Origin of the sequence: Methylobacterium variabile (assembly GCF_001043975.1) — a bacterium.
In the GTDB taxonomy this organism is placed as follows: Bacteria; Pseudomonadota; Alphaproteobacteria; order Rhizobiales; family Beijerinckiaceae; genus Methylobacterium; species Methylobacterium variabile.
The window spans coordinates 1-20,256 of record NZ_LABY01000207.1 but is presented as its reverse complement, the minus strand read 5'-3'; the positions used below and the strand labels follow the sequence as shown (position 1 = coordinate 20,256).

Sequence of the window (20,256 nt, the reverse complement as noted above, 5' to 3'; positions counted from 1 at the left end):
AACAGAATGGGCGCCAGCACTGTCCCAGGCTGGGATGGAGCCGGCCCTGCGCCGCCCCAGATGACGGAGTTCATACATTTCTGTGAGCACCGGATGGGCCGGAGGTTCCCGGAGTACCGGGACTTCGAGGCCTACGCAGTCGAGGAGTTTCGCGAGTTCTGGTCCCTGTTCCTCGGCTGGAGCCGGGTGCCGGTTTCGGGCAGCACCAGCCCCGTCTGCGACGGCGCGCTATGCGAGCGGGCCCGCTTCTTCCCCAACCTCCGACTGAATTACGCGGAGGCCCTGCTCACCGGCCGGGACGGCGATGGGCCGGCGCTCACGGCCTGCCATCCGCACCGGCCGGACGAGGAGCTAACCCGATCCGAGCTGTGCCGTCGCGTCATCGCTCTCGCCAACGCGATCCGTCGGCTCGGCATCCGGCCGGGCGATCGGGTTGCGGCGGTCGCGCGCAACAACGCCGAGGCGGTGGTGGCCGCCCTGGCCGCGGCTGCGATCGGGGCCGTGTTCACAAGCTGCGCCCCCGACATGGGCGCGCACGCCCTGCTGTCCCGGCTCGGCCCCGTCGCGCCCAGATTGCTCTTCGCCCATCTGCAGCCGGAGCCCTGGGATACGGGCGTCCCGGTCGCCGGCCGGATAGCAGAGGTGGCCAGAGGGCTCAACTCCCTGACCTACCTGATCGCGCTGGATGCGGGCGAGCCCGCGTCTGGGATCGGGGTGCCGGTCCTGCGCTACACCGACCTGATCTCGCAGGAGGACGAGGCCGAGTTCACCTGGGAGCGGTTCCCCTTCAACCACCCCCTGTTCATCATGTTCTCATCGGGCACGGCTGGAGCGCCCAAGTGCATCGTGCACGGGGCCGGCGGTACTCTGATCGAGCACATCAAGGAACATCGGCTCCACTGCGACATTCGACCCGCAGAGACGATCTACTTTCACACCAGCTGCGCGTGGATGATGTGGAACTGGCAACTCTCCGCCCTCGCGAGCGGCGCGGAACTCGTCCTCTTCGATGGCCCTGTCCAGGGCCCAGACACCCTTTGGGCGCTGGTCGAGCGGCGGGCTATCAACGTGTTCGGCACCAGCCCGGCCTATCTTGAGCTTTGCGAGGGCGCGTCGTTCTCGCCGCGTGCCGCATTCGGCCTTACGGCGCTGCGCGCCATCTTGTCCACGGGATCAATCCTGCACGATCGCCGATTCGATTGGGTCTGGGAGCACGTGAAAGCCGTCCCGCTCCAGTCCATTTCCGGCGGAACCGACATCATCGGCTGCTTCGTTCTCGGCAACCCGCTGCTTCCGGTCCAACGCGGTGAGGCGCAGTGTCGGAGCCTCGGGCTCGACGTGCAGGTCCTCGCGGAGGACAGCGCCGGCATCGGTGAGCTCGTCTGCGCCAACCCCTTCCCCTCCCGGCCCTTGGGGTTCCTCGGGGACGCGGACGGGAGCCGCTTCCACGCCAGCTATTTCAGTCAGAACCCGCCACTCTGGACGCATGGCGACTTGGTCGCCTTTACCCCCTTTGGCGGGGCCCGGCTGCACGGGCGCTCGGACGGTGTGCTCAACATCCGCGGCGTCCGGGTCGGGCCCGCCGAGATCTACGAAATCCTGCGCGCGATGGACGAGATCGTGGAGGCGATGGCGGTCGAGCAGCGGGTGGAGGCCGCACCGGGCGGCACACAGCTGGTCCTCCTCGTCGTGCTGCGTGAAGGCGCGACGCTGGACCCCGAACTGACCAAGCGCATCCGCTCGCGCTTGGCTGCAGATGGGTCGGCGGCAATGGTTCCGGCGCGATGCATACAGGTCAGCGACCTGCCGACGACGTTCAACGGCAAGCGCTCCGAAGCGGCGGCCCGGGACGCCGTGAATGGCCATGCGGTGCGCAACCTTGATGCGCTGGCCAATCCTGCCTCGACCGACGCTATCCGTGACGCCATCGGACGGAATGGCGCGGCGGAGCACGAGCGCCCGACCGGCGCGGTCGGGTCACGCGCCGACATCCAGGTGGAAGGCGAGCTGGAGCGGCTCCTCGAGGACATCACGTCTCGTCGGGTCGGCGTCCCGGTCAGCCCCGACGAGAGCTTGTTGGAGATCGGGGCCGACTCGCTCACGCTCCTCACGCTGCTGATGGAAATCGAGGAGATGGCAGGCTGCGAGATTGCCTTCGACGCCTTCCTCTCTGACCCAAGTGTGAGAGGCCTCGGCCGATTGATAAGGGGCGAGGGGGGGCACAGCTCAACGCATCCGAAAGAGCGGCTGGAGGTCCGGCCCTTGCAGAATGAGGATGTCGAGGCCATCTGCTGCCTGCTACAAGAAGGCTTCGGGAGCGGGAATGTAGGCCCCGGAGACTGGCGGCGGCTGTTTGAGCGCCCCTGGGCTGGCCCCGTTCCGACGACGGGGTTCGTTCTTGCCGCGGGATCAGAAATTGTAGGGTTCCTAGGAACGCTCTACTCACGGCGTCCCCTCGACGACGAGGGAGCCCGCGTCTGCAATCTCACCTCGTGGTATGTGCGACCGGATTACCGAGGTCAGGGCTCCCTTTTGCTCAAGGCCGCGACGAGGGACAAATCCGTCACTTACACGACCCTCACACCCGGTCCCGAGACCACGGCCATGGTAGAGGCCTTAAACTTCCTTCCTTTAAAGATGCGGCGGTTCTTCCTTCCGGGACTCAACGTGGGGACGCTCCGGGTCGGTCCGCTCCGCTTCGACGACGACCCCCGGACGATCCGGAGCCTCCTCAGCGAGGTTGACCGGCGCATCTTCGACGATCATGCCGCTTACGACCTGCTGCACCTCGTCGTACGGGAGAATGGCGACCAGACCTACTTGATCTTGAAACGGCGGCGGGTTCGGGCTGTGGGGTCGGTTCTTGTCCCAGGTTCCGAATTGCTCTACTGCAGCAATCCGGATCTCCTCGTCCGTCACTTTGAGCGTATCAAGCTGGCCATCCTCAGGCGCCACCGAGCGGTGGTTTTCGCGGCCGATGAGGGTTTCGTTCCCGCGACGATCCGAGCCGCTCGGAAGGCGCGCGGCAACCGCTATCGGAGCTCGTTGGCCGGCACGGCGCCCGAGCTGGACCTTCTCTATTCGGAGCTCGTCCTCCTCCCAATCTGACGCGCGTCGAAGCATCGTAAAGTGCCTCGTCGGCGATCTTCCTGTTGGAGGGGCATAGCGCACGACTTGCTACTTGGTCGTTTCCCTTGGAATGGTGTAGCTGAGCGACAGCGGGAGAGCCCGCCTACGCGCCATTAGAGCGCTGTAGCAAGCGGGTTCCCTCGCGGGGGTGGCCATCGGCGGTGACGGGTTAGGATCGGGTTTCTGACACCAACGCCGAACCCGGGAGACACCCGATGACCGATGCCATGATGAGCCTGCAGACCCTAGCTGAGAAAAGCCTGGAGCCGGGCGTGCTGCGCGAGATGATCGGTTTCGCCGCCCAACGACTGGTGGAACAGGGCTTCGTCTCCTACGATGTATAACGTTGCGAGAGTTGTCGTTGGCGCGAGAGCAGTACGCTTCGAGCCGACACCGCCAGCGACGTCGACCTGAACGGTTTTTACAACGATGACGCTCCTCCTTAGTGCGCGCCGGTGGATTGCCAGACGCGGTTTCGAGCGGACGTACCCCGTCCTAATGCGGGATACAGCTTGCACAGAGCCCCTCGTCGCCGCCCTCGCTCCCCAGACGGGAGAGCGCATCCTCTATGTCAGGGGCACCCAAGCCGAACCGGTGCTTGCGTTCGCCAGGAGGTTTCCTGGCACCGCATTCGTCGGGTTGGAAGCCAGTGCGGAGCGCGCCGCCGTTACGCAGGCTGAGGCGAAGGCAGCCGGCCTCTCGAACGTGAAGGCGTTCGTGTCAGAGGCTCGTGGTAGCATGCCATTCCCTCCTGCCTCGTTCGACAAGGTGGCCCTGGTGATGGCTCTGCATTCCGAACGACGGGAAGCGAATCTTAGGATCGCGCGTGAGTTGTTGCGCGTCTTAAAGCGACGAGGAAGCCTACTTGCCTCCGATCTGGATGCGGCGTGCGGAGCGCAGGAGGGCGCCTTGCTCAAGGTTGCGTCCATGATGTTCGGCGAGGCGCGTATCCAGCCTCATGCAGACGGAACGTGGCCCGATATACTTTCCGACGCAGGCTTCGCACGGGTGAAGCGCGTTTGTTCGCATTCGATACTCGTCGCACGAGTGACCGTCGTTCAAGCATCGAGGCGCTAAAGCGTTGACGTGTGCGCCTGACATATGCGCTGAACAAAATAGATATGCGTAATTAATTTAGATCATCGTCACATCTGAGAGCATTAATTGACGCAATAGCGTCAATCAATGCAGTATTATTTGATATAATTAATTATAAAAATAGAACTATTAGTGGTTATAAATAATCTCAGAATTATTTGTGTCTTGATAATAATTTGTCAAAAACAACAATCAGACGATCCTGCCGACAAGATTGCCAATTTCATTGACCAAGCGCTGCCTTTCCTCAAATGAGAGATCGTTCGCGACGGAGGCTTGCACCAACCCGTGCATGTGGTCTCGGATCATGTCAGATTGCACCCGCCGCAGCGCGGCTATAATGGCGTCTATCTGGTGCGCGACGTCGACGCAATAGCGCTCCGTCTCGATCATCTGCTGAATGCCACGCACCTGCCCCTCGATGCGACGCAGCCGGGGGAGTTGCTGCTTGTGTTCGACCGTGATCCCACCGTGGCCCTTTTCGGAACCCGACATTCTTCCTTGTACCTCCGAAGGGACGGGCGGCCGCCAGCCCAGGAACTTGTTGTAATACCCAATGGGGGTATATTGAATCTTCGTGGTGTTTCCGCTCCTCGCGAGTGGGTCCGTGCATCCATAGTATGGCTTGAGCGCACTTCCAACAATGAGAGCGACACAATGCACCGATGGACCCGGACATGCAGCCCTGCATCGACGAGTGCCTGCGCTAGATGTTCGGTCCCGGCATGTGGTGTGACGGATCGAGCCTGAAGCGTTCGGGCTCTTTCGTCCAGTTCTGGTAGATGAACTCGTAAGGTGTGAGGCCACGCAGGGTCTTGAGCCGGCGGCCATAGTTGTAGGCATCGACGAACAGCTGCAAGTGCTGCCGCAACTCGTCGTGGCTGGCGTAATGGTAGCGTTTGACCGTGGCGCCCTTGATGGTGCGGTTCATCCGCTCGACTTGACCGTTCGTCCACTGGCAGCGGGGTTTGGTCAGGCGATGCTCGATCCTGGTCTGCTCGCAGGCCCACGCGAACGAATGCCAGCGATAGATGCGTGGTCGGTTTTGCGTCGCCCAATAGGCAGCCGCTTGGGCCTCGGCCTCCTCGTCGACCGGCCGGTTATCGGTGAACTGGATGCCGTTGTCCGTGCGGACCGTGTGGATCGTGTAGGACACCGCCGCGACGAGGTCGTGCAGAAAGGCCGCGGCGATCCGCTGGGTCGCCTTCTCGTGGAGTTGAACAAAAACAAACTTGCTCGTGCGGTCGATGGCCACGAACAGGTGGAGCTTGCCCTGTTCCGTGCTGACCTGGGCGATGTCGATGTGAAAGTAGCCGATCGGGTCGGCCTTGAAGCGCGACCGCTTGGGTTTGTCGCCGTCCACATCGGGCAGCCGGCTGATGCCGTGACGCTGGAGGCAGCGGTGCAGGCTGGAGCGGGTCAGGTGCGGGAGGGTGGGCTGGAGCGCGTAGAGGCAGTCGTCGAGCGGCAGCAGGGTGTGGCGCCGGAAGGCGACGATGACGGCCTCGTCTTCTAGGCTCAGCACGCTGGAGCGAGGTTCCTTCGGCCCCATCCGGGCATCGCTGCTGGTCTGGCGGGAGCGCCACTTCTGCACGGTAGTCGGGCTGACTCCGTAGCGCTTGGCGGCGGCTCTCACGCCCTCTTGACGAGCTTGGATTGCCCGACGGACCGTCTCAGTCGTCGTGGCGCTGCCGTGGAGAACCTGTCCCATAGCGCGTCCCTCCATGCGGCAGCAATCGTACCACCACACTGCGGGACCGAACATCCTAGCTGGAGCCGGCATCGGGCCGTCGGTCGGCAGCGTCGGTGACAGCTACGACAACGCCTTGGCGGAGACGATCAACGGCCTGTTCAAGGCAGACGTCATCCACCGACGCGGGCCGTGGCGGGCCTTCGAGGCGGTCGAGTACGCCACCTTGGAGTGGATCGACTGGTACAACCACCGTCGCCTCCTCGCGCCCATCGGCAACGTCCCTCCCGCCGAGGCCGAAGCGCGCTATCATGCTCACGTCGGCGACCAAGCCTTGGCCGCCTGACCCAAGATAAACAGCCTCCAACAAACCCGGAGCGGTTTATTCTAACTCTACTTTTACAACAGTGCGATCGAGAACCTTCTCGTGCTGACGTCCCTCGACGTCTGGGTCCCTGGACCGCTTGGCTCGACCTCGCAGTCGCCACGATGCTGGCTGGCATGGTTACCAACCCCGTCCGAGCAGATCATGCGGCAGACATGGCGGGACCATCACGAGGCCGCCGCCATGGCCTATCTCACATCGGCCGAGTAGCCGTAGGCCGGATGAAGGGATCGATGATGGCCTCACCACTCACAGTCCTGTTGCCCAGCGAGGCAGCCCACATCCTCCTCGTCGAGGATGACGATGGAATGCGCGTACTGGTCACCCGGATCCTGAGCGAGAGCGGGTTCCGGGTCACGGGATGCCGGAACGGCGCTGAGATGTGGTCGTTCCTGCCTGATCTCACCGTCGATCTCGTCCTGCTCGACGTCATGCTACCCGGGGCCTCGGGGTTCGACCTCCTCCGGGCGCTACGCGCGAGGGGCACTCTTCCCGTGATCATGCTGAGCGCCCGCAACGAGGAGGCGGATCGCGTCCTCGGGCTGGAGCTCGGTGCCGACGACTACATCGCCAAGCCGTTCGGCCGGCCCGAACTCCTCGCCCGGATACGAGCAGTGCTCCGCCGCGCCACCATCGCGCCCATGCCGGCCGGGGCGGCCAGGCCCGAAGCGTTGACCTTTGCCGGCTGGCGGCTCGACCTGCGCAGCCGTACGCTGAGCGACCCAGGCGGAGCTGCCGTCGATCTGTCGGGCGCGGAGCACGACCTGCTTCTGGTGTTTCTGGAGCATCCTGGGCGGGTGCTCGGTCGCGAGCAGATCCTGGAGATGAGCCGCGGGCGCCTCGCTGCACCGTCGGATCGCAGCGTCGACACCCTGGTCAGCCGTCTCAGGCGCAAGCTCGAACCGCCAAACGGCGGCGGCCCGCTCATCAAGACAGTGCGAGGCTCTGGCTACATGCTGGCCGTCAAGGTCGAGCGGGCATGAGGGAGTTGGCCGGCCTCGCTCGCAGCCTCGAAGGGCGCACTGTCGCCGTTCTGCTGCTCGCCGTCCTGCTCGTCCATGGCGGAGCGCTCGCCATCTATCGCCGCTCGGCCGCGGCGGCAGCGGATGAAGCATTCGCGAACGAGGTCGCTCGCCAGCTCGTCCTGGCAAGGGAGGCCGTGCTGAGGCGTCCGCCGGACGCGCGTGGCATCGAGGCCAAGGCTCTCTCATCAAATCACTTCGAGATCGCTTGGGACATCCGAGTGCCCGCCCCCCCCACCGAGGCGACTGACCCGACGCTCCAGAACCTCCGCGATCGGCTGCTGACGCTTGAGCCGGTCATCGGCTCGAGCCTCGTGCTCACACTTGAGGCGCCGGACGAACCGCTCCACCGGCAGGACTTGCGCGGAACCTTCCGCCTCCCGGACGGGAGCGGACTGACCTTCCGCTCGGCCCATGCGCCGAGCCTGGTGCAGGTCGCACCCTGGGCGTCGCTTGCGACCGCCATGGCTATCTTCGTCGGAGCGGCCGCCGTCATCCTGATGCACCGCATCGCCGGGCCTTTGCGCGAGCTGACCCGAGCCACCGGCCGGATCGGGCATGGTCCGGTCGTGCGAGTCCCCGAGATCGGCCCTGATGAGACCCGCGGGATCGGGCGCGCCCTCAATGCCATGCAGGAGCGCATTCACTGTCTGGTTGAGGAGCGGACGCAGGCGCTCGCCGCCGTCTCGCACGACCTGCGTACTCCCATCGCCCGACTGCGCCTCCGCCTCGACCGCGTTGAGGACGAGGGTGATCGCGACGCCATGGCCGCCGATCTCGACGAGATGCAGGCGATGGTCGACGCGACGCTCGCCTATCTGCGCGGCGACGCCGACCCGGAGGTGCGGCGGGTTACCAACATCGCCAGCGTCCTGATGAGCATCGCCGACGCATCCGTCGATGCAGGCCGGGAGGTGGTGTACCGGGGACCGGGCCGCGTGCTCGCCGCTGTCCGCCCTGTCGCCTTTCGCCGCGCCGTGGACAATCTCGTCGACAATGGCGTGCGCTACGGCTCCCGGGTGGTCATCGACCTGACGATCGAGGCGACCGACCTGGTCATTGGGATCGACGACGACGGCCCTGGTATTCCGTCCGAGGACATGATCCGCGCCTTCGAGCCCTTTGCGCGGCTGGAGGGCTCGCGCAACCGTAACACGGGTGGGACAGGCCTCGGTCTGACCATCGCGAAGCGCGCCGTCGAGGCTGAGGGCGGCACGCTTGACCTGATCAACAGGTCCGAGGGCGGTCTGCGAGCCGAGATCCGTCTACCCCGGACCGGGCCTGGCGACTGACACACTTCGTCACGAACGTGGCGACGACGAGACAAACGGCCCGGCTACATCACCGTTCGACGCGGGCGCTGCCGCACCGACGCTGGAGACGGACCGATGAACCGCATACTGGTCGCCACACTCGCCACGGGGTTGCTGGCCGCGGCCACGGCGCCCTCCCTCGCGGTGGATGGTCATGGCAACGCGTCGAACCCGGAGCGCGCGGTTCCGAACACCGGCACCGTCTCGGGCGGCCCGGCTCACCGCGACGACCCGCGCGTACGGGAAGCGCAGGAGAAGGGTCCTGATGGTAAACCGGCCCACTCCGAGAAGGACGGTCACAACCACGGACACAGCCACGGGAAGAAGTGACGCATTGGCGCGAGGCAGCTTCGATGGAGGAATTCCACCATGCGGACGCTGCCTCTACTGATTGCGTTCTCGCTCCTCGCCGCAGGTATCGGCTACGCGCTCGCAACCGAACCGCAGCATGCCTGTGGCCCATACTTCACGGTGCAATTTCCCCCACCTCACGCGCCTTGAACAGCCCGCTCCAGCATCGCGCTGGGGCGGGCTTTGACGATGTCGAGATCTCGCCGTATGCACATGGCAGCAACGGACTTGTGGATCGGGCGTTGCCCGTACACAAGGAGCACAATGTTCGCGGCACGACGCCATAGGGCTTTCGGGGTGATGACGGGCTGGTGGGCGACCACGATCCGCATGCTCGCGCTCGCTCTGGCACTGACCGTCAATCTGCCGGCATCCGACCTCGCCGAAGATCTCGCATTTCACGGCAGCCGCAATCGGATCGAACTCTCCGCCTCCCTCGAGGTTGCCCCGAATGGGCTCGAGGCCAAGGACCCCGGGCTCGTCGGGCACCTGCACTGCAGCTGCCACGTGCTCGCAATCCTGGACGCCGTAGCGCCCGCGTCGATCGGGCAAGGGTCGCGCCCGCGCTATGCCCGCGTGAGCGAGGCAGCCCCCTCACTCGCTCCAGACCGCTTGCCAAGGCCGCCGCGCGCCTGAGGCGCCACGGCGCGCTAGCGCGCATCCGCACCCGGGCCAGACGGTCCGAGAGGCTACCCCGTACATCATCAGATTGGATCGATCGGGACGTTCGATCGTCTCCAGATCCCTGCCGAGCAGGCATCCATGCGCATTCTCCTGATCGCGGCCCTCGTGGCCGTCGGCGTCCTCGTGGGGGCGGCCGTTCCACCCGTATCCAGCTTCGTTCAGGGCATCCTCGCCTCAGCGGGCCTCAATCCATCCAGGCTCACCGCGTCGGTCGACACCCCGGTCACGGCCACGACGCTCCCTTCCGCTGGTCCGACTCAGGCTGCCGCTGACGGTCATGATCACGGCAAGCCCGAGACGAAGGAGGACGGCCACGCCCATGGAGAGCACGCCCATTCCGAGGCCGAAGGCGAGGAGGGGTACATCAAGATGTCCCTTGAGCAGGTCGAGAACCAAGACATCAAGATGGCCAAGACCGAGGGGGGGACGATCTCGCGGCACATCCTCGTGCCCGGCACCATTACGCCCGATGCCGATCGGATCGCCCGTGTTCCGGCACGCGTCGTCGGCACCGTGGCCGAGATGCGCAAGCGCCTCGGCGACGCCGTGCAGAAGGGCGAGGTCGTCGCCGTCCTCGACAGCCGTGAGGTTGCCGATGCCAAGAGCGAGTATCTCACCGCCTCGGTGAAAGCCGATCTGGAGAGGACGAACTTCGACCGGCAGGCCGCACTCTGGGACAAGCGCATCTCGGCAGAGTCCGCCTACCTCAACGCCAAGGCCGTCTACGCGGAGGCGGTGCTGCGGCAGGACCTCGCTCGCCAGAAGCTGTCGGCGCTCGGTCTCAACGCGGCGGAGGTCGCCAAGCTCGCCAAGCAGGACGAGACTACCCCGAACACGTCCACCCTGCGTCAATACGAGCTACGTTCGCCGCTGACCGGGCGGATCGTCGAGCGCAAGGTCGACGTCGGCACTACAGTTGGCGGTCAGGGTGACCCTGCCGACCTCTACACCGTCGCCGATCTCTCGACCGTCTGGATCGAGCTCTCGGTATCGACCTCCGACCTTGCCAAGGTTCGGGAGGGCGCATCCGTGATCGTGACGCCGAGCCGGGAAGGCGGTGAGCGCCACGAGCAAGGCAAGGTTATCTTCGTCAGCCCTCTCCTCAACGCCGAGACCCGCTCGGCCCGCGTCATCGTCGCTCTGCCAAACAAGGATATGGCTTGGCGGCCGGGTACATATGTCAACGCCGAGCTCGAGATCTCCCAGGACAAGGTTCCTGTCCGCGTGCCGAAATCCGCGCTGCAGACCATCGAGGGCAAGCGCGTCGTCTTCGTGCGGACGGAAGAAGGCTTTGAGAAGCGAGAGGTCCAACTCGGCCGTTCCGACGATAACGCCTTCGAGGTTGCCTCCGGGCTGAAGCCGGGCGAGGACATCGCGGTCGCCAACACGTTCCTCCTGAAGGCCGAGCTCGGAAAGAGCGAAGCCGATCACGCGCATTAAGGCGACCGGGCATGATCAGTCGCATCCTCGATTTCTCGGTTCACCAGCGCTGGCTCGTCCTGCTTCTGTCGCTCCTCGCCGCCGGATTTGGCGGCTACGCGGTGACGAAGCTGCCCATCGACGCCGTGCCGGACATCACCAACAACCAGGTCCAGATCAACACGGTCGCTCCCTCGCTCTCGCCGGTCGACATCGAGAAGCAGGTCACCTACCCAGTCGAGACCGCGCTTGCCGGCATCAAGGGGCTTGAATACACCCGTTCGCTGTCGCGAAACGGCTTCTCGCAGGTCACTGCCGTCTTCGCCGAGAAGCTCGACATCTACTTTGCCCGCCAGCAGGTCGCCGAGCGCCTTGCCCAGGTGAAGCAGGACCTGCCGCCCGGAACCGAACCCAGCATGGGACCGATCTCCACGGGCCTGGGCGAGATCTACATGTGGTCGGTCCACTACGCGAAGCCCGGAGAGCGCAAGGTCTCCGAGGGTGGCAAGCCCGGCTGGCAGCCCGACGGCAGCTACCTGACGCCCGAGGGGCAGCGGCTCAGGACCGAGCTGGAGCAGACCTCCTACCTGCGCACCGTCCAGGACTGGATCATTCGGCCTCAGATCAAGACCGTGCCGGGGGTAGCCGGCATCGACGGCATCGGCGGCTTCGAGAAGCAGTACCACGTCCAACCCAACCCAACGAAGCTCGCCGCCCTCGACCTGTCGTTCGGCGACGTCGCCCGGGCGCTGGAGGCGAACAACGCTAATCAGGGGGCCCGCTACCTGGAGGACAATGGCGAGGGCTACGTCGTGCGCGCCGCTGGCCGCCTGGAGAGCATGGAGGAGATCAGCGACGTCGTGGTCGCGACGCGCAGCGGCGTGCCGATCCGGATCCGCGACATCGCCGAGGTGCGCATCGGGCGCGATCTGCGCACAGGCTCTGGCAGCGAGAACGGGCAGGAGGTCGTCATCGGCACCGCCCTGATGCTGATCGGCGAGAACAGCCGTACGGTCGCCGCCGCGGTCGACGCGCGCATGAACCAGATCCGCGCGTCGCTGCCGCCCGGCGTCGAGGTGCAGACCATCCTCGATCGCACCCGCCTCGTCGAGGCAACCGTGAAGACGGTGGTCAAGAACCTGTCCGAGGGCGCCGCCCTCGTCATCATCATCCTGTTTCTACTGCTCGGCAACATCCGTGCCGCGATCATCACGGCGCTGGTTATCCCGGTCGCCATGCTGATGACTTTGACCGGCATGGTCGAGGCGAAGATCTCGGCCAACCTGATGAGCCTCGGCGCCCTGGATTTCGGCCTTATCGTCGACGGCGCCGTCATCATCACCGAGAACGCCCTGCGTCATCTCGCCGAGCGGCAGCACGAACTGGGCAGGGGGCTCGACACAGAGGAGCGGCTGCAGACAGTGCGGGCTTCGGCTGAGGAGATGATCAAGCCCTCGCTCTACGGGCAAGCGATCATCATCCTGGTCTACGTCCCGCTGCTCACCTTCACCGGGGTCGAGGGCAAGATGTTCGAGCCGATGGCGCTGACCGTCATCATCGCGCTCGCCGCAGCCTTCGTCCTGTCGCTGACCTTCGTGCCGGCGCTCATCGCCATTGCGATCACCGGCAAGGTGACCGAGAAGGATAATCTCATAATTCGGTCGCTTAAGGCGACCTACCGGCCAGTCCTGGCTGCGGCAGTTCGGGCCCCGCTCGTGTTCATCGGCTGCTCGCTGCTGCTACTCGTCGGGGCCGGCGTGCTGTTCACCCGCCTTGGCACAGAGTTCATCCCGCAACTTGATGAGAAGAGCATTGCGCTCAATGCGACCCGCATCCCCTCGACTTCTTTGACTCAGTCGCAGTCGATGCAACTCAAGGTTGAGCAAGTAATAGCGAATTTTCCGCAAGTTGCCTACGTCTTTTCAAAAACTGGCACTGCGGAGGTTGCCTCTGACCCGATGCCGCCTAACTCGTCGGATACTTTCGTTATCCTCAAACCGCAGGCCGAGTGGCCAGATCCATACCTGAGCAAGGCCGGACTGCAGGAGCAGATCGAGGGCGCGGTGGGCAAGCTCGCCGGCAACGTCTACGAGTTCTCACAGCCGATCCAGCTACGCTTCAATGAGCTGCTTGCCGGCACCCGTGGCGACCTCGCCGTCAAGGTGTTCGGCGAGGAGTTCGAGCCGATGCTGAAGGCAGCCAATCAGGTCGCTGGCGTGCTGCGCGGCATCGACGGCGCCGAGGACGTCAAGGTCGAGCAGACCGCAGGCCTGCCGTTCCTGGAAATCAAGATCGACAAGGCCGAGGCAGCCCGTTACGGCCTCAGCACCAGTGCCATCCAGGAGGTCATCGGGGCGGCGATCGGCGGCCGTGATGCCGGCGTCGTGTTCGAGGGCGACCGGCGCTTTCCCATCGTCGTGCGCCTCACTGACACGGTCCGCGAAGACCGCGAGGCCTTGGAGAATATTCCGGTGCCGCTGCCGCCGGGAGTGAACGGCCGGGCAAGCTCGGTACTGCTGAAGCAGGTGGCGCGCTTCTCGGTCACCGAAGGACCGAACCAGATCAGCCGCGAGAACGGCAAGCGGCGGGTGGTGGTGACCGCGAACGTGCGTGGCCGCGACATCGGCTCGCTCGTGGCAGAGGCACAGGCCAAGGTCGGCAGCCAAGTGCAGCTGCCCCCCGGCTACTACGTGACCTGGGGCGGCCAGTTCGAGAACCTTGCCTCGGCTAAACGGCGCCTCATGGTGGTGGTGCCAGTCTGCTTCTTCCTGATCTTCCTGCTGCTCTACTCGGCGTTAGGCTCACCACGCGACGCGCTCCTGGTGTTCAGTGCCGTACCGCTTGCCCTCACCGGCGGCATCGCGGCCTTGTGGCTACGTGGCATGCCGGTCTCGGTGCCGGCCGCGGTCGGGTTCATCGCGCTGTCTGGCGTGGCAGTCCTCAACGGCCTCGTGATGCTGACCTTCATCAAGCAGCTCGTCGCGGAGGGCCGCCCAAAGCGCGAGGCCATCCTCGAGGGCGCAATGACCAGGCTGCGGCCAGTGGCGATGACAGCGCTCGTGGCGTCGCTGGGCTTCGTGCCGATGGCCATCGCGACGGAGACCGGCGCGGAGATCCAACGGCCTCTGGCCACCGTGGTCATCGGTGGCCTGATCAGCGCCACCCTGCTCACGCTGATCGTGCTGCCCGCGCTCTACGCCCGCTTCGGCAAGGTGCCGCTCGCGAACGCCGCCGATCACCCGGCCAAGCCGATGCCGCGGCACCTCAAAGCAGCGGAGTAGAAGCATGAGCGGTCGATGCACCAGATGGCTCGGGATGATCGTGGTTGCCGTGGGCTTGCAGGTCGCAGACGCCGACGGGGCTGAAGCACCTGTGGCCGAGGCCCCCTTCGGCCTCGCCTGGGCATCGAGGACGGACATGCCGCGACCAGCCCTGATGGATCATGAGGCTAACATCACGGCCTTGATCTACTTCCGCGGCCACGCCCCTGCGACCGGCGCCGACACCCAGGAGGTCGTTCTCGAGGTCTGCCAGGACGAGGGCCTGCAGCGTGTGATCTGGTTCAGCCGTGTTCTATCCCTCCCCGAACAGTCGGACCTGTACGAGCAAATTTTAGCCGAGGGCATCCGCCGTCATGGAACGTTCCAACCCGGTCCCTATCCACGCTCGGTGATCTGGCCAGCAGGTGTCCTACTCGGAGTGCGCACCGCAGCTGGCTGGGGTGAGCAGATCGTCATGGTGAGCGAAGGCGACGGGTTCTCCCGCTGCTCCGGCCGTCACCGTCTCGAGACCGGCCACCCTGCCATCGACCATGTGGCCGAACTTTTCAAACCGTCAGCGTCGCGACCGCCACGCATCCGAAGCCAAGATCCTGCCGCACTTCCGCACACGGAACAACAATAGAACAGAAACACCATAGGGTACGCACATGACCGTTTCAATCGGCAGGGATTATCCGTGAAAGAAACGGCTGTATAGGCCATTAAATCGGGAGTAAACGCGATCATGGGACACGGACACTCGCACGGCGGCGGCATTCCATCGGGCTCGGCTGCGGCGAAGAACAGGAGCCGCCTCGCCTGGGCGCTGGCCCTGACCCTGACCTACATGCTGGCCGAGGTCATTGGTGGCTTGCTCACCGGCAGTCTCGCGCTGCTGGCCGATGCTGCACACATGGTGACCGATGCCGGCGGCCTCGCCCTGTCACTGCTTGCCATCCACTACGCGAGCAAGGCGCCGACGCCAGGCAAAAGCTTCGGTTACCTACGCTTCGAGATCCTGGCGGCGCTCGCCAACGCAGTGGTTCTGCTCGGAGTAACGGCCTACATTCTCTACGAGGCCTACCGTCGCTTCATGGAGCCCAACGAGATCCTCGGTTGGCCGATGATGCTGGTGGCGTTCGTCGGACTGGGCGTGAACCTCGCCAGCATGAAGCTGCTGGCAGGCGGCTCATCCGACAGCCTCAACGTCAAGGGAGCATACTTCGAAGTCTTTTCCGACATGCTGGGCTCGGTCGGCGTCATCATTGCGGCCCTCGTAGTGATGCTAACCGGATGGCGCTGGATTGATCCAGTCATTGGGGCAGGCATTGGCCTGTTCATCGTCCCGCGGACTTGGCGACTTTTGAGCGAGGCGCTTCACATCCTCCTGGAGGGAACTCCCCCAGGCGTCGACCTCGACATTCTAAAAGCCGAAATCGAGAGGATGCCAGGCGTGCGTCGTGCCTACGACCTGCATGCCTGGACGCTGACATCTGGCTTTAACGCAATGACCTGCCACGTCGTGGTGGACGACGTAACGGCTGGTCCTGATGTAATTCGGGCAATTCGCTCTTCCGTGAAGGCACGTTATGGCATTGATCACGCAACCGTTCAGATCGAAGACGAGCGGCTAGCCTCAGAAGCCGTTGATTTGATGGTGTAAGTTCATGTCCAGCAAGAAGCTTGCGCGTCAGCATTACCCAACACAGCACGCTCCCAAAGGGCGTCGACGCGTTCGCGCAGAGGTATTAGAGAAAGCAAATAAAAATTTTTATCATATAATTATATTAATTTCATCCGTAATTATCTTATTTTTATGTATTTTTAGGATTATCTAAATTAAATATATGCTGAATTTTTATTAAAACGAAGACTTCAATCAAATAGTATATATATTTATTAAATAGATATTTTCTGTCAATCAAGATGTTACATCATTCATGCTGAGACAGTTGTTTCGTCAACTATTGTTTATAACTAAGCTGCGTATCGCGTCACTAAAATTCACTGACCGCATGGATCTAATATTGTGTGAGGCCACAGAGATGAAAAGCGCAATGCGCTAGCTCCGGTTGAGGTTCGAGTATGGCTTCGGCAAGCAGGAACTCAAGGGCTCAACTCCTGTGCAGGCTCGTCATCCGCTCATACGCTGCAGGCCGAGGGATTCTACGCCTGCAGCTTAGGCGGCCCTCCTTATGAAGGAGGCACTATAATCACATGTATGTGGATCGAGCTATAAATCAATAACTTAAGTATAAATTGAAACGATTCATGTATCAGTTGTGATAAATATTAGAATTAAATAGAAATCATGTGGAAACCGAGCCGAGCGGGATACATCCCGGACGGTGGAGGTCGGCACGTCGGACCCGGCTGCGGTGATAACAACACTCCAAGCCGTTATATTTTTTCGAGGACCAGCACCATGCCATTCAACAGCCATGATGCTTTCTGGACTGTACCGGGTCGGTCTAAATTCCTGACAGATCTCCGCCGGACGGCTCGCTATCTCTCCGGCTCACGCCAAATGAGTGTCCGTGACCCGGACGATGGGATAGACTTGGCTGCCGACGATGGCCGCGCTACGGCGCCTTCCGTCCTCCTGCAGAGAGAATGGCATCGGAGGGCAGAAGCAGGCATCGGTACCCTAGGGCCCTTTGGTCTCACCCGCAGCAGCCTGGCGCCCATTGCGGCCGTTGTTGCGCCCCAAGAAATCGTGGCACCGGATGATGGTCTCGCAATCGAGGCCGTCAATCTTACAGACGCATCGTTCTCTACACTACCTTCCTCCGCACCTGAGACGGCTTCATCCACCTCGATGGCGGTAGCCGAGAGTTCTCTGATTTCGGCCGCGTCGTCTAGTGTCGGCGCGGCCCCGATCGGGTTGAGTGCATCCACCCTGAGCGTGGTACCGCCGATCGGCACTGGCGGATACCCGAGCGTCATTGACGCCATCGCCTCGGGTGTCGCCGTCCAGGCCAATGTCGTGGCCTGCTGCGGGACCTGCGGCTACGTCCGTTGCCCACTTCGGCCCCTGGAGTTGGCACCAGGCAGTATTCTGTCCTCGAACGGGCAGCTTCCTGGAAGTGGCAGCGGCGCGCCCGCCGGCGTCACTACGCAGATCCCTGGTGGCGCCGAGACAGGACTTCTTGCCAACGGTCGGGTGCTGATCCCGTCCCTAAGCGGCCCGATCACGACCGCGGTGGCGCCGGTACGCTCGTCTAGTCTAACTGCTAACTCGCTGTCGTCAAATGTTACCGCTACGACGGCCAACAAGATCGTTCTCGAAAATCAGAAGATCGGCAACCCAGTCAGCGAATGGGGCATCGACGGCAGTGGCAGCACCAACATCGAAGGCTTCGCCACGGACATCAGCGTGAACGTCGGCAATACAATCAACTTCAAGATTAATACCAATTCGTCAAATTATCGGATCGACATCTACCGGCTCGGCTATTACGGCGGCCTCGGCGCCCGGAAAATCGACACGCTTCAGCATACCGGGCTGCAGACCCAGCCGACGCCGCTGCGCGACGCCGCAACCGGACTCGTCGATGCCGGCAATTGGTCGGTCTCGGCGTCCTGGAGCGTGCCGGCGGACGCGGTCTCGGGCGTCTATATCGCCAAGCTGACACGCCAGGACGGGACGGCTGGCGAGAACGAGATCCCGTTCATCGTCCGCGACGACGCAAGTCGCAGCGACATCATCTTCCAGACAGCAGACACAACGTGGCAGGCCTACAATCCCTGGGGCGGCGCCAACCTCTATGGGGGCAACGGCCCAGCCACCGGCCAGGGCCAGGGGCGGGCCTACGCGGTCAGCTACAACCGGCCGATCACCACCCGCGGCGGTGGCCTTGCGGCAGGTCCCCAGGACTACATCTACGGCGCCGAGTTCCCGGCGATCATGTGGCTGGAGCAGAACGGCTACGACGTCTCGTACATGTCAGCCGTCGACGCCGATCGGTACGGGAGCCTGCTCCTGAACCACAAAATGTACCTCAATGTCGGACACGACGAGTACTGGTCGGGCCGGCAGCGCGACAACGTCGAAGCGGCCCGCGACGCCGGCGTCAACCTGTCGTTCTGGAGCGGCAACGAGATCTACTGGCGCGCGCGGTACGACAGTAGCATGAGCAGCGATGCTACGTCCTACCGAACTCTCGTCTCCTACAAGGAAACCTGGGGGGCGAACCAGAACATCGATCCTTCCAACGAGTGGACCGGCACTTGGCGGGATCCCCGTGGGCCGGCTGGCACGATCGGCAACAACGACCCCGAGAATGCCCTCACGGGCACGATGTTCAAGGTCGACTCCTATGTTCTCGACACCATTCAGGTACCCTACGACGATGCCAATCTACGCTTCTGGCGCAATACCAGCGTCGCCAACCTGCAGTCGGGCCAGACCGCCTCGCTCAACAAGAACTATCTCGGCTACGAGTGGGACGAGGCGCCCGACAACGCCTCGGCCCCGGCCGGCCTCGTACGACTGTCTTCGACCACCCTCGATCAGACGACCTACCTCCAGGATTACGGCAACACCACCGGCAAGGGCACGGCGACCCACAGCCTGACGCTCTACCGCGCGCCGAGCGGCGCCCTCGTGTTCGGCGCCGGCACCGTTTACTGGTCCTGGGGTCTGTCGGCCAACCACGACAACGAGGCGACGCCGACCGATCCGCGGATCCAGCAGGCGATGGTCAACCTCCTCGCCGATATGGGCCTGCAGCCGGAAACCCTCGACCCGGCGCTCACGCCCGCCACGGCCTCGACCGACCGCACGGCGCCGACCTCGACCGTCACCACGCCGACCGCCGGGTCGAGCGTGACGGCCTTCACCCCGGTCACGATCACCGGCACCGCGACGGATGCCGGCGGCGGCGTGGTCGCGGGCGTCGAGGTCTCGACCGACAACGGCGCGACCTGGCGCGCGGCCACCGGCGACGAGAGCTGGAGCTACACCTTCGCGCCGCAGGTCGCCGGGACCTACCAGATCCGCACTCGGGCGACCGACGACAGCGTCAACCTTGAGACGCCGTCGGTCGGGCGCAGCCTGACGGTGACGGCCTCGCCCTCCCTCACCCTATTCCCCGGCTCGGCCAAGCCCACCGTCACCAACACCGTCGACAGCACGGCAATCGAGCTGGGCGTGAAGTTCCAGAGTTCCAGTACAGGCACGATCAGCGGCATCCGCTTCTACAAGGGCTCGCAGGACCGCGGGGTCCATGTCGGCACGCTGTGGTCGAGCGCCGGACAGAAGCTCGCCACTACGACCTTCACCAACGAGACCTCGGACGGCTGGCAGACTGCCACCTTCTCGAACCCGATCCCCATCACCCCAGGCGCGACCTACACCGCGTCTTACCATTCGACGCTCGGGCACTACTCGAGCGACGTGAACTACTACAATAACAACATCACCAACGGCCCGCTCACCGGCAGCAACGGTGTCTTCGTCTACAGCAACCAGAGCCAGTTCCCGACCCAGAGCTTTAACAACACCAATTTCTGGGTCGACGTGCTGTTCAACCCCGGCGGCGCCACGACGAACCAGGCCCCGACCGCTATCACCGATAGCGGCCTGTCGGTGACGCAGAACACCGCCACGACCATTGCGACCTCGTCCCTGCTCGCCAACGACACCGATCCGGACGGCGACCCGCTCACAGTGACGGGCGTCAGCGGGGCGACCAACGGCATCGTCTCCCTCAACAGCCAGGCCGCCACCATCACTTTCACCCCGACGACCGGCTACACGGGAGCGGCCGGCTTCACCTACGCGATCTCGGACGGGCGCGGCGGCACATCGTCTGCCAACGTCACCCTCACCGTGTCGGCGCCCGGCACCGCGCCGGTAAGCCTGTTCTCCTCCACCACGATCCCGGCGGTCGCCAGCGATAGA

Annotated in this window: 15 protein-coding genes and 1 pseudogene; 13 read left to right on the top strand and 3 right to left on the bottom strand. The window is 63.8% G+C overall.

Features of this window, described 5'->3' with window-relative positions; genetic code table 11:
• Positions 1-6 precede the first annotated feature (6 nt).
• The 3 genes from VQ02_RS26710 (at position 7) to VQ02_RS40110 (ending at position 4,206) form a co-directional block, all read left to right on the top strand.
• Positions 7-3,108 carry an acetoacetate--CoA ligase gene (locus VQ02_RS26710; protein ID WP_082167305.1) on the top strand — a complete coding sequence of 1,034 codons (3,102 nt, stop codon included), beginning with the start codon at positions 7-9 and terminating at the stop codon, positions 3,106-3,108.
• A gap of 236 nt (positions 3,109-3,344) precedes the next feature.
• Positions 3,345-3,473, top strand: a complete 129-nt coding sequence (locus VQ02_RS39835) for a hypothetical protein (RefSeq protein WP_280818969.1) — start codon at positions 3,345-3,347, stop codon at positions 3,471-3,473.
• An 85-nt stretch (positions 3,474-3,558) separates the two neighbouring features.
• A complete protein-coding gene (locus VQ02_RS40110; protein ID WP_082167304.1) occupies positions 3,559-4,206 on the top strand; it encodes a methyltransferase domain-containing protein in 648 nt (215 codons plus the stop codon).
• Positions 4,207-4,419: 213 nt separating this feature from the next.
• On the opposite strand, the gene VQ02_RS26705 is transcribed toward VQ02_RS40110, so the two are convergent.
• Complete coding sequence (locus VQ02_RS26705) at positions 4,420-4,722, bottom strand: metal-sensitive transcriptional regulator (protein ID WP_048447278.1); 303 nt, start codon at positions 4,720-4,722, stop codon at positions 4,420-4,422.
• Positions 4,723-4,933: 211 nt separating this feature from the next.
• Entirely contained in the window at positions 4,934-5,938 is a 1,005-nt protein-coding gene (locus VQ02_RS26700) for an IS481 family transposase (protein WP_048447277.1), read from the bottom strand.
• A 55-nt stretch (positions 5,939-5,993) separates the two neighbouring features.
• Between VQ02_RS26700 and VQ02_RS26695 the strand changes: the two are divergent.
• From VQ02_RS26695 to VQ02_RS36140, 4 genes and pseudogenes are all read left to right on the top strand, one after another.
• Positions 5,994-6,263 (top strand): annotated as a pseudogene (locus VQ02_RS26695) (integrase core domain-containing protein); the annotation flags it as partial.
• Positions 6,264-6,538: 275 nt separating this feature from the next.
• A complete protein-coding gene (locus tag VQ02_RS26690) occupies positions 6,539-7,285 on the top strand; it encodes a response regulator transcription factor (RefSeq protein WP_425339931.1) in 747 nt (248 codons plus the stop codon).
• Positions 7,282-8,616, top strand: coding sequence for an ATP-binding protein (locus tag VQ02_RS26685; RefSeq protein ID WP_048447274.1), 1,335 nt, complete (start codon positions 7,282-7,284; stop codon positions 8,614-8,616). The genes VQ02_RS26690 and VQ02_RS26685 overlap by 4 nt, the downstream gene beginning before the upstream one ends.
• Before the next feature lie 96 nt (positions 8,617-8,712).
• Positions 8,713-8,967 carry a hypothetical protein gene (locus VQ02_RS36140; protein WP_082167302.1) on the top strand — a complete coding sequence of 85 codons (255 nt, stop codon included), beginning with the start codon at positions 8,713-8,715 and terminating at the stop codon, positions 8,965-8,967.
• A gap of 158 nt (positions 8,968-9,125) precedes the next feature.
• On the opposite strand, the gene VQ02_RS38395 is transcribed toward VQ02_RS36140, so the two are convergent.
• Positions 9,126-9,320 carry a hypothetical protein gene (locus tag VQ02_RS38395; RefSeq protein ID WP_167350796.1) on the bottom strand — a complete coding sequence of 65 codons (195 nt, stop codon included), beginning with the start codon at positions 9,318-9,320 and terminating at the stop codon, positions 9,126-9,128.
• Between VQ02_RS38395 and VQ02_RS26680 the strand changes: the two genes are divergently transcribed.
• The 6 genes from VQ02_RS26680 to VQ02_RS26655 all read left to right on the top strand — a co-directional run.
• Positions 9,319-9,624 (top strand): hypothetical protein, encoded by a 306-nt coding sequence (locus VQ02_RS26680; protein ID WP_245239866.1) that lies wholly within the window; start codon positions 9,319-9,321, stop codon positions 9,622-9,624. The two genes, VQ02_RS38395 and VQ02_RS26680, sit on opposite strands and share 2 nt — an antisense overlap.
• Positions 9,625-9,750: 126 nt before the next feature.
• On the top strand, positions 9,751-11,112 hold the full coding sequence (locus VQ02_RS26675; protein WP_048447272.1) for an efflux RND transporter periplasmic adaptor subunit: 1,362 nt from the start codon (positions 9,751-9,753) through the stop codon (positions 11,110-11,112).
• A gap of 11 nt (positions 11,113-11,123) precedes the next feature.
• Positions 11,124-14,372 carry an efflux RND transporter permease subunit gene (locus tag VQ02_RS26670; RefSeq protein ID WP_048447271.1) on the top strand — a complete coding sequence of 1,083 codons (3,249 nt, stop codon included), beginning with the start codon at positions 11,124-11,126 and terminating at the stop codon, positions 14,370-14,372.
• Between the two features lie 34 nt (positions 14,373-14,406).
• Positions 14,407-14,994: a hypothetical protein gene (locus VQ02_RS26665; RefSeq protein ID WP_048447270.1), complete on the top strand. Its 588-nt coding sequence runs from the start codon at positions 14,407-14,409 to the stop codon at positions 14,992-14,994.
• A 102-nt stretch (positions 14,995-15,096) separates the two neighbouring features.
• Positions 15,097-16,014: a cation diffusion facilitator family transporter gene (locus tag VQ02_RS26660; protein WP_048447269.1), complete on the top strand. Its 918-nt coding sequence runs from the start codon at positions 15,097-15,099 to the stop codon at positions 16,012-16,014.
• A gap of 1,155 nt (positions 16,015-17,169) precedes the next feature.
• A partial coding sequence (locus VQ02_RS26655) for a N,N-dimethylformamidase beta subunit family domain-containing protein (protein WP_425339930.1) occupies positions 17,170-20,256 on the top strand: 3,087 nt, incomplete at its 3' end.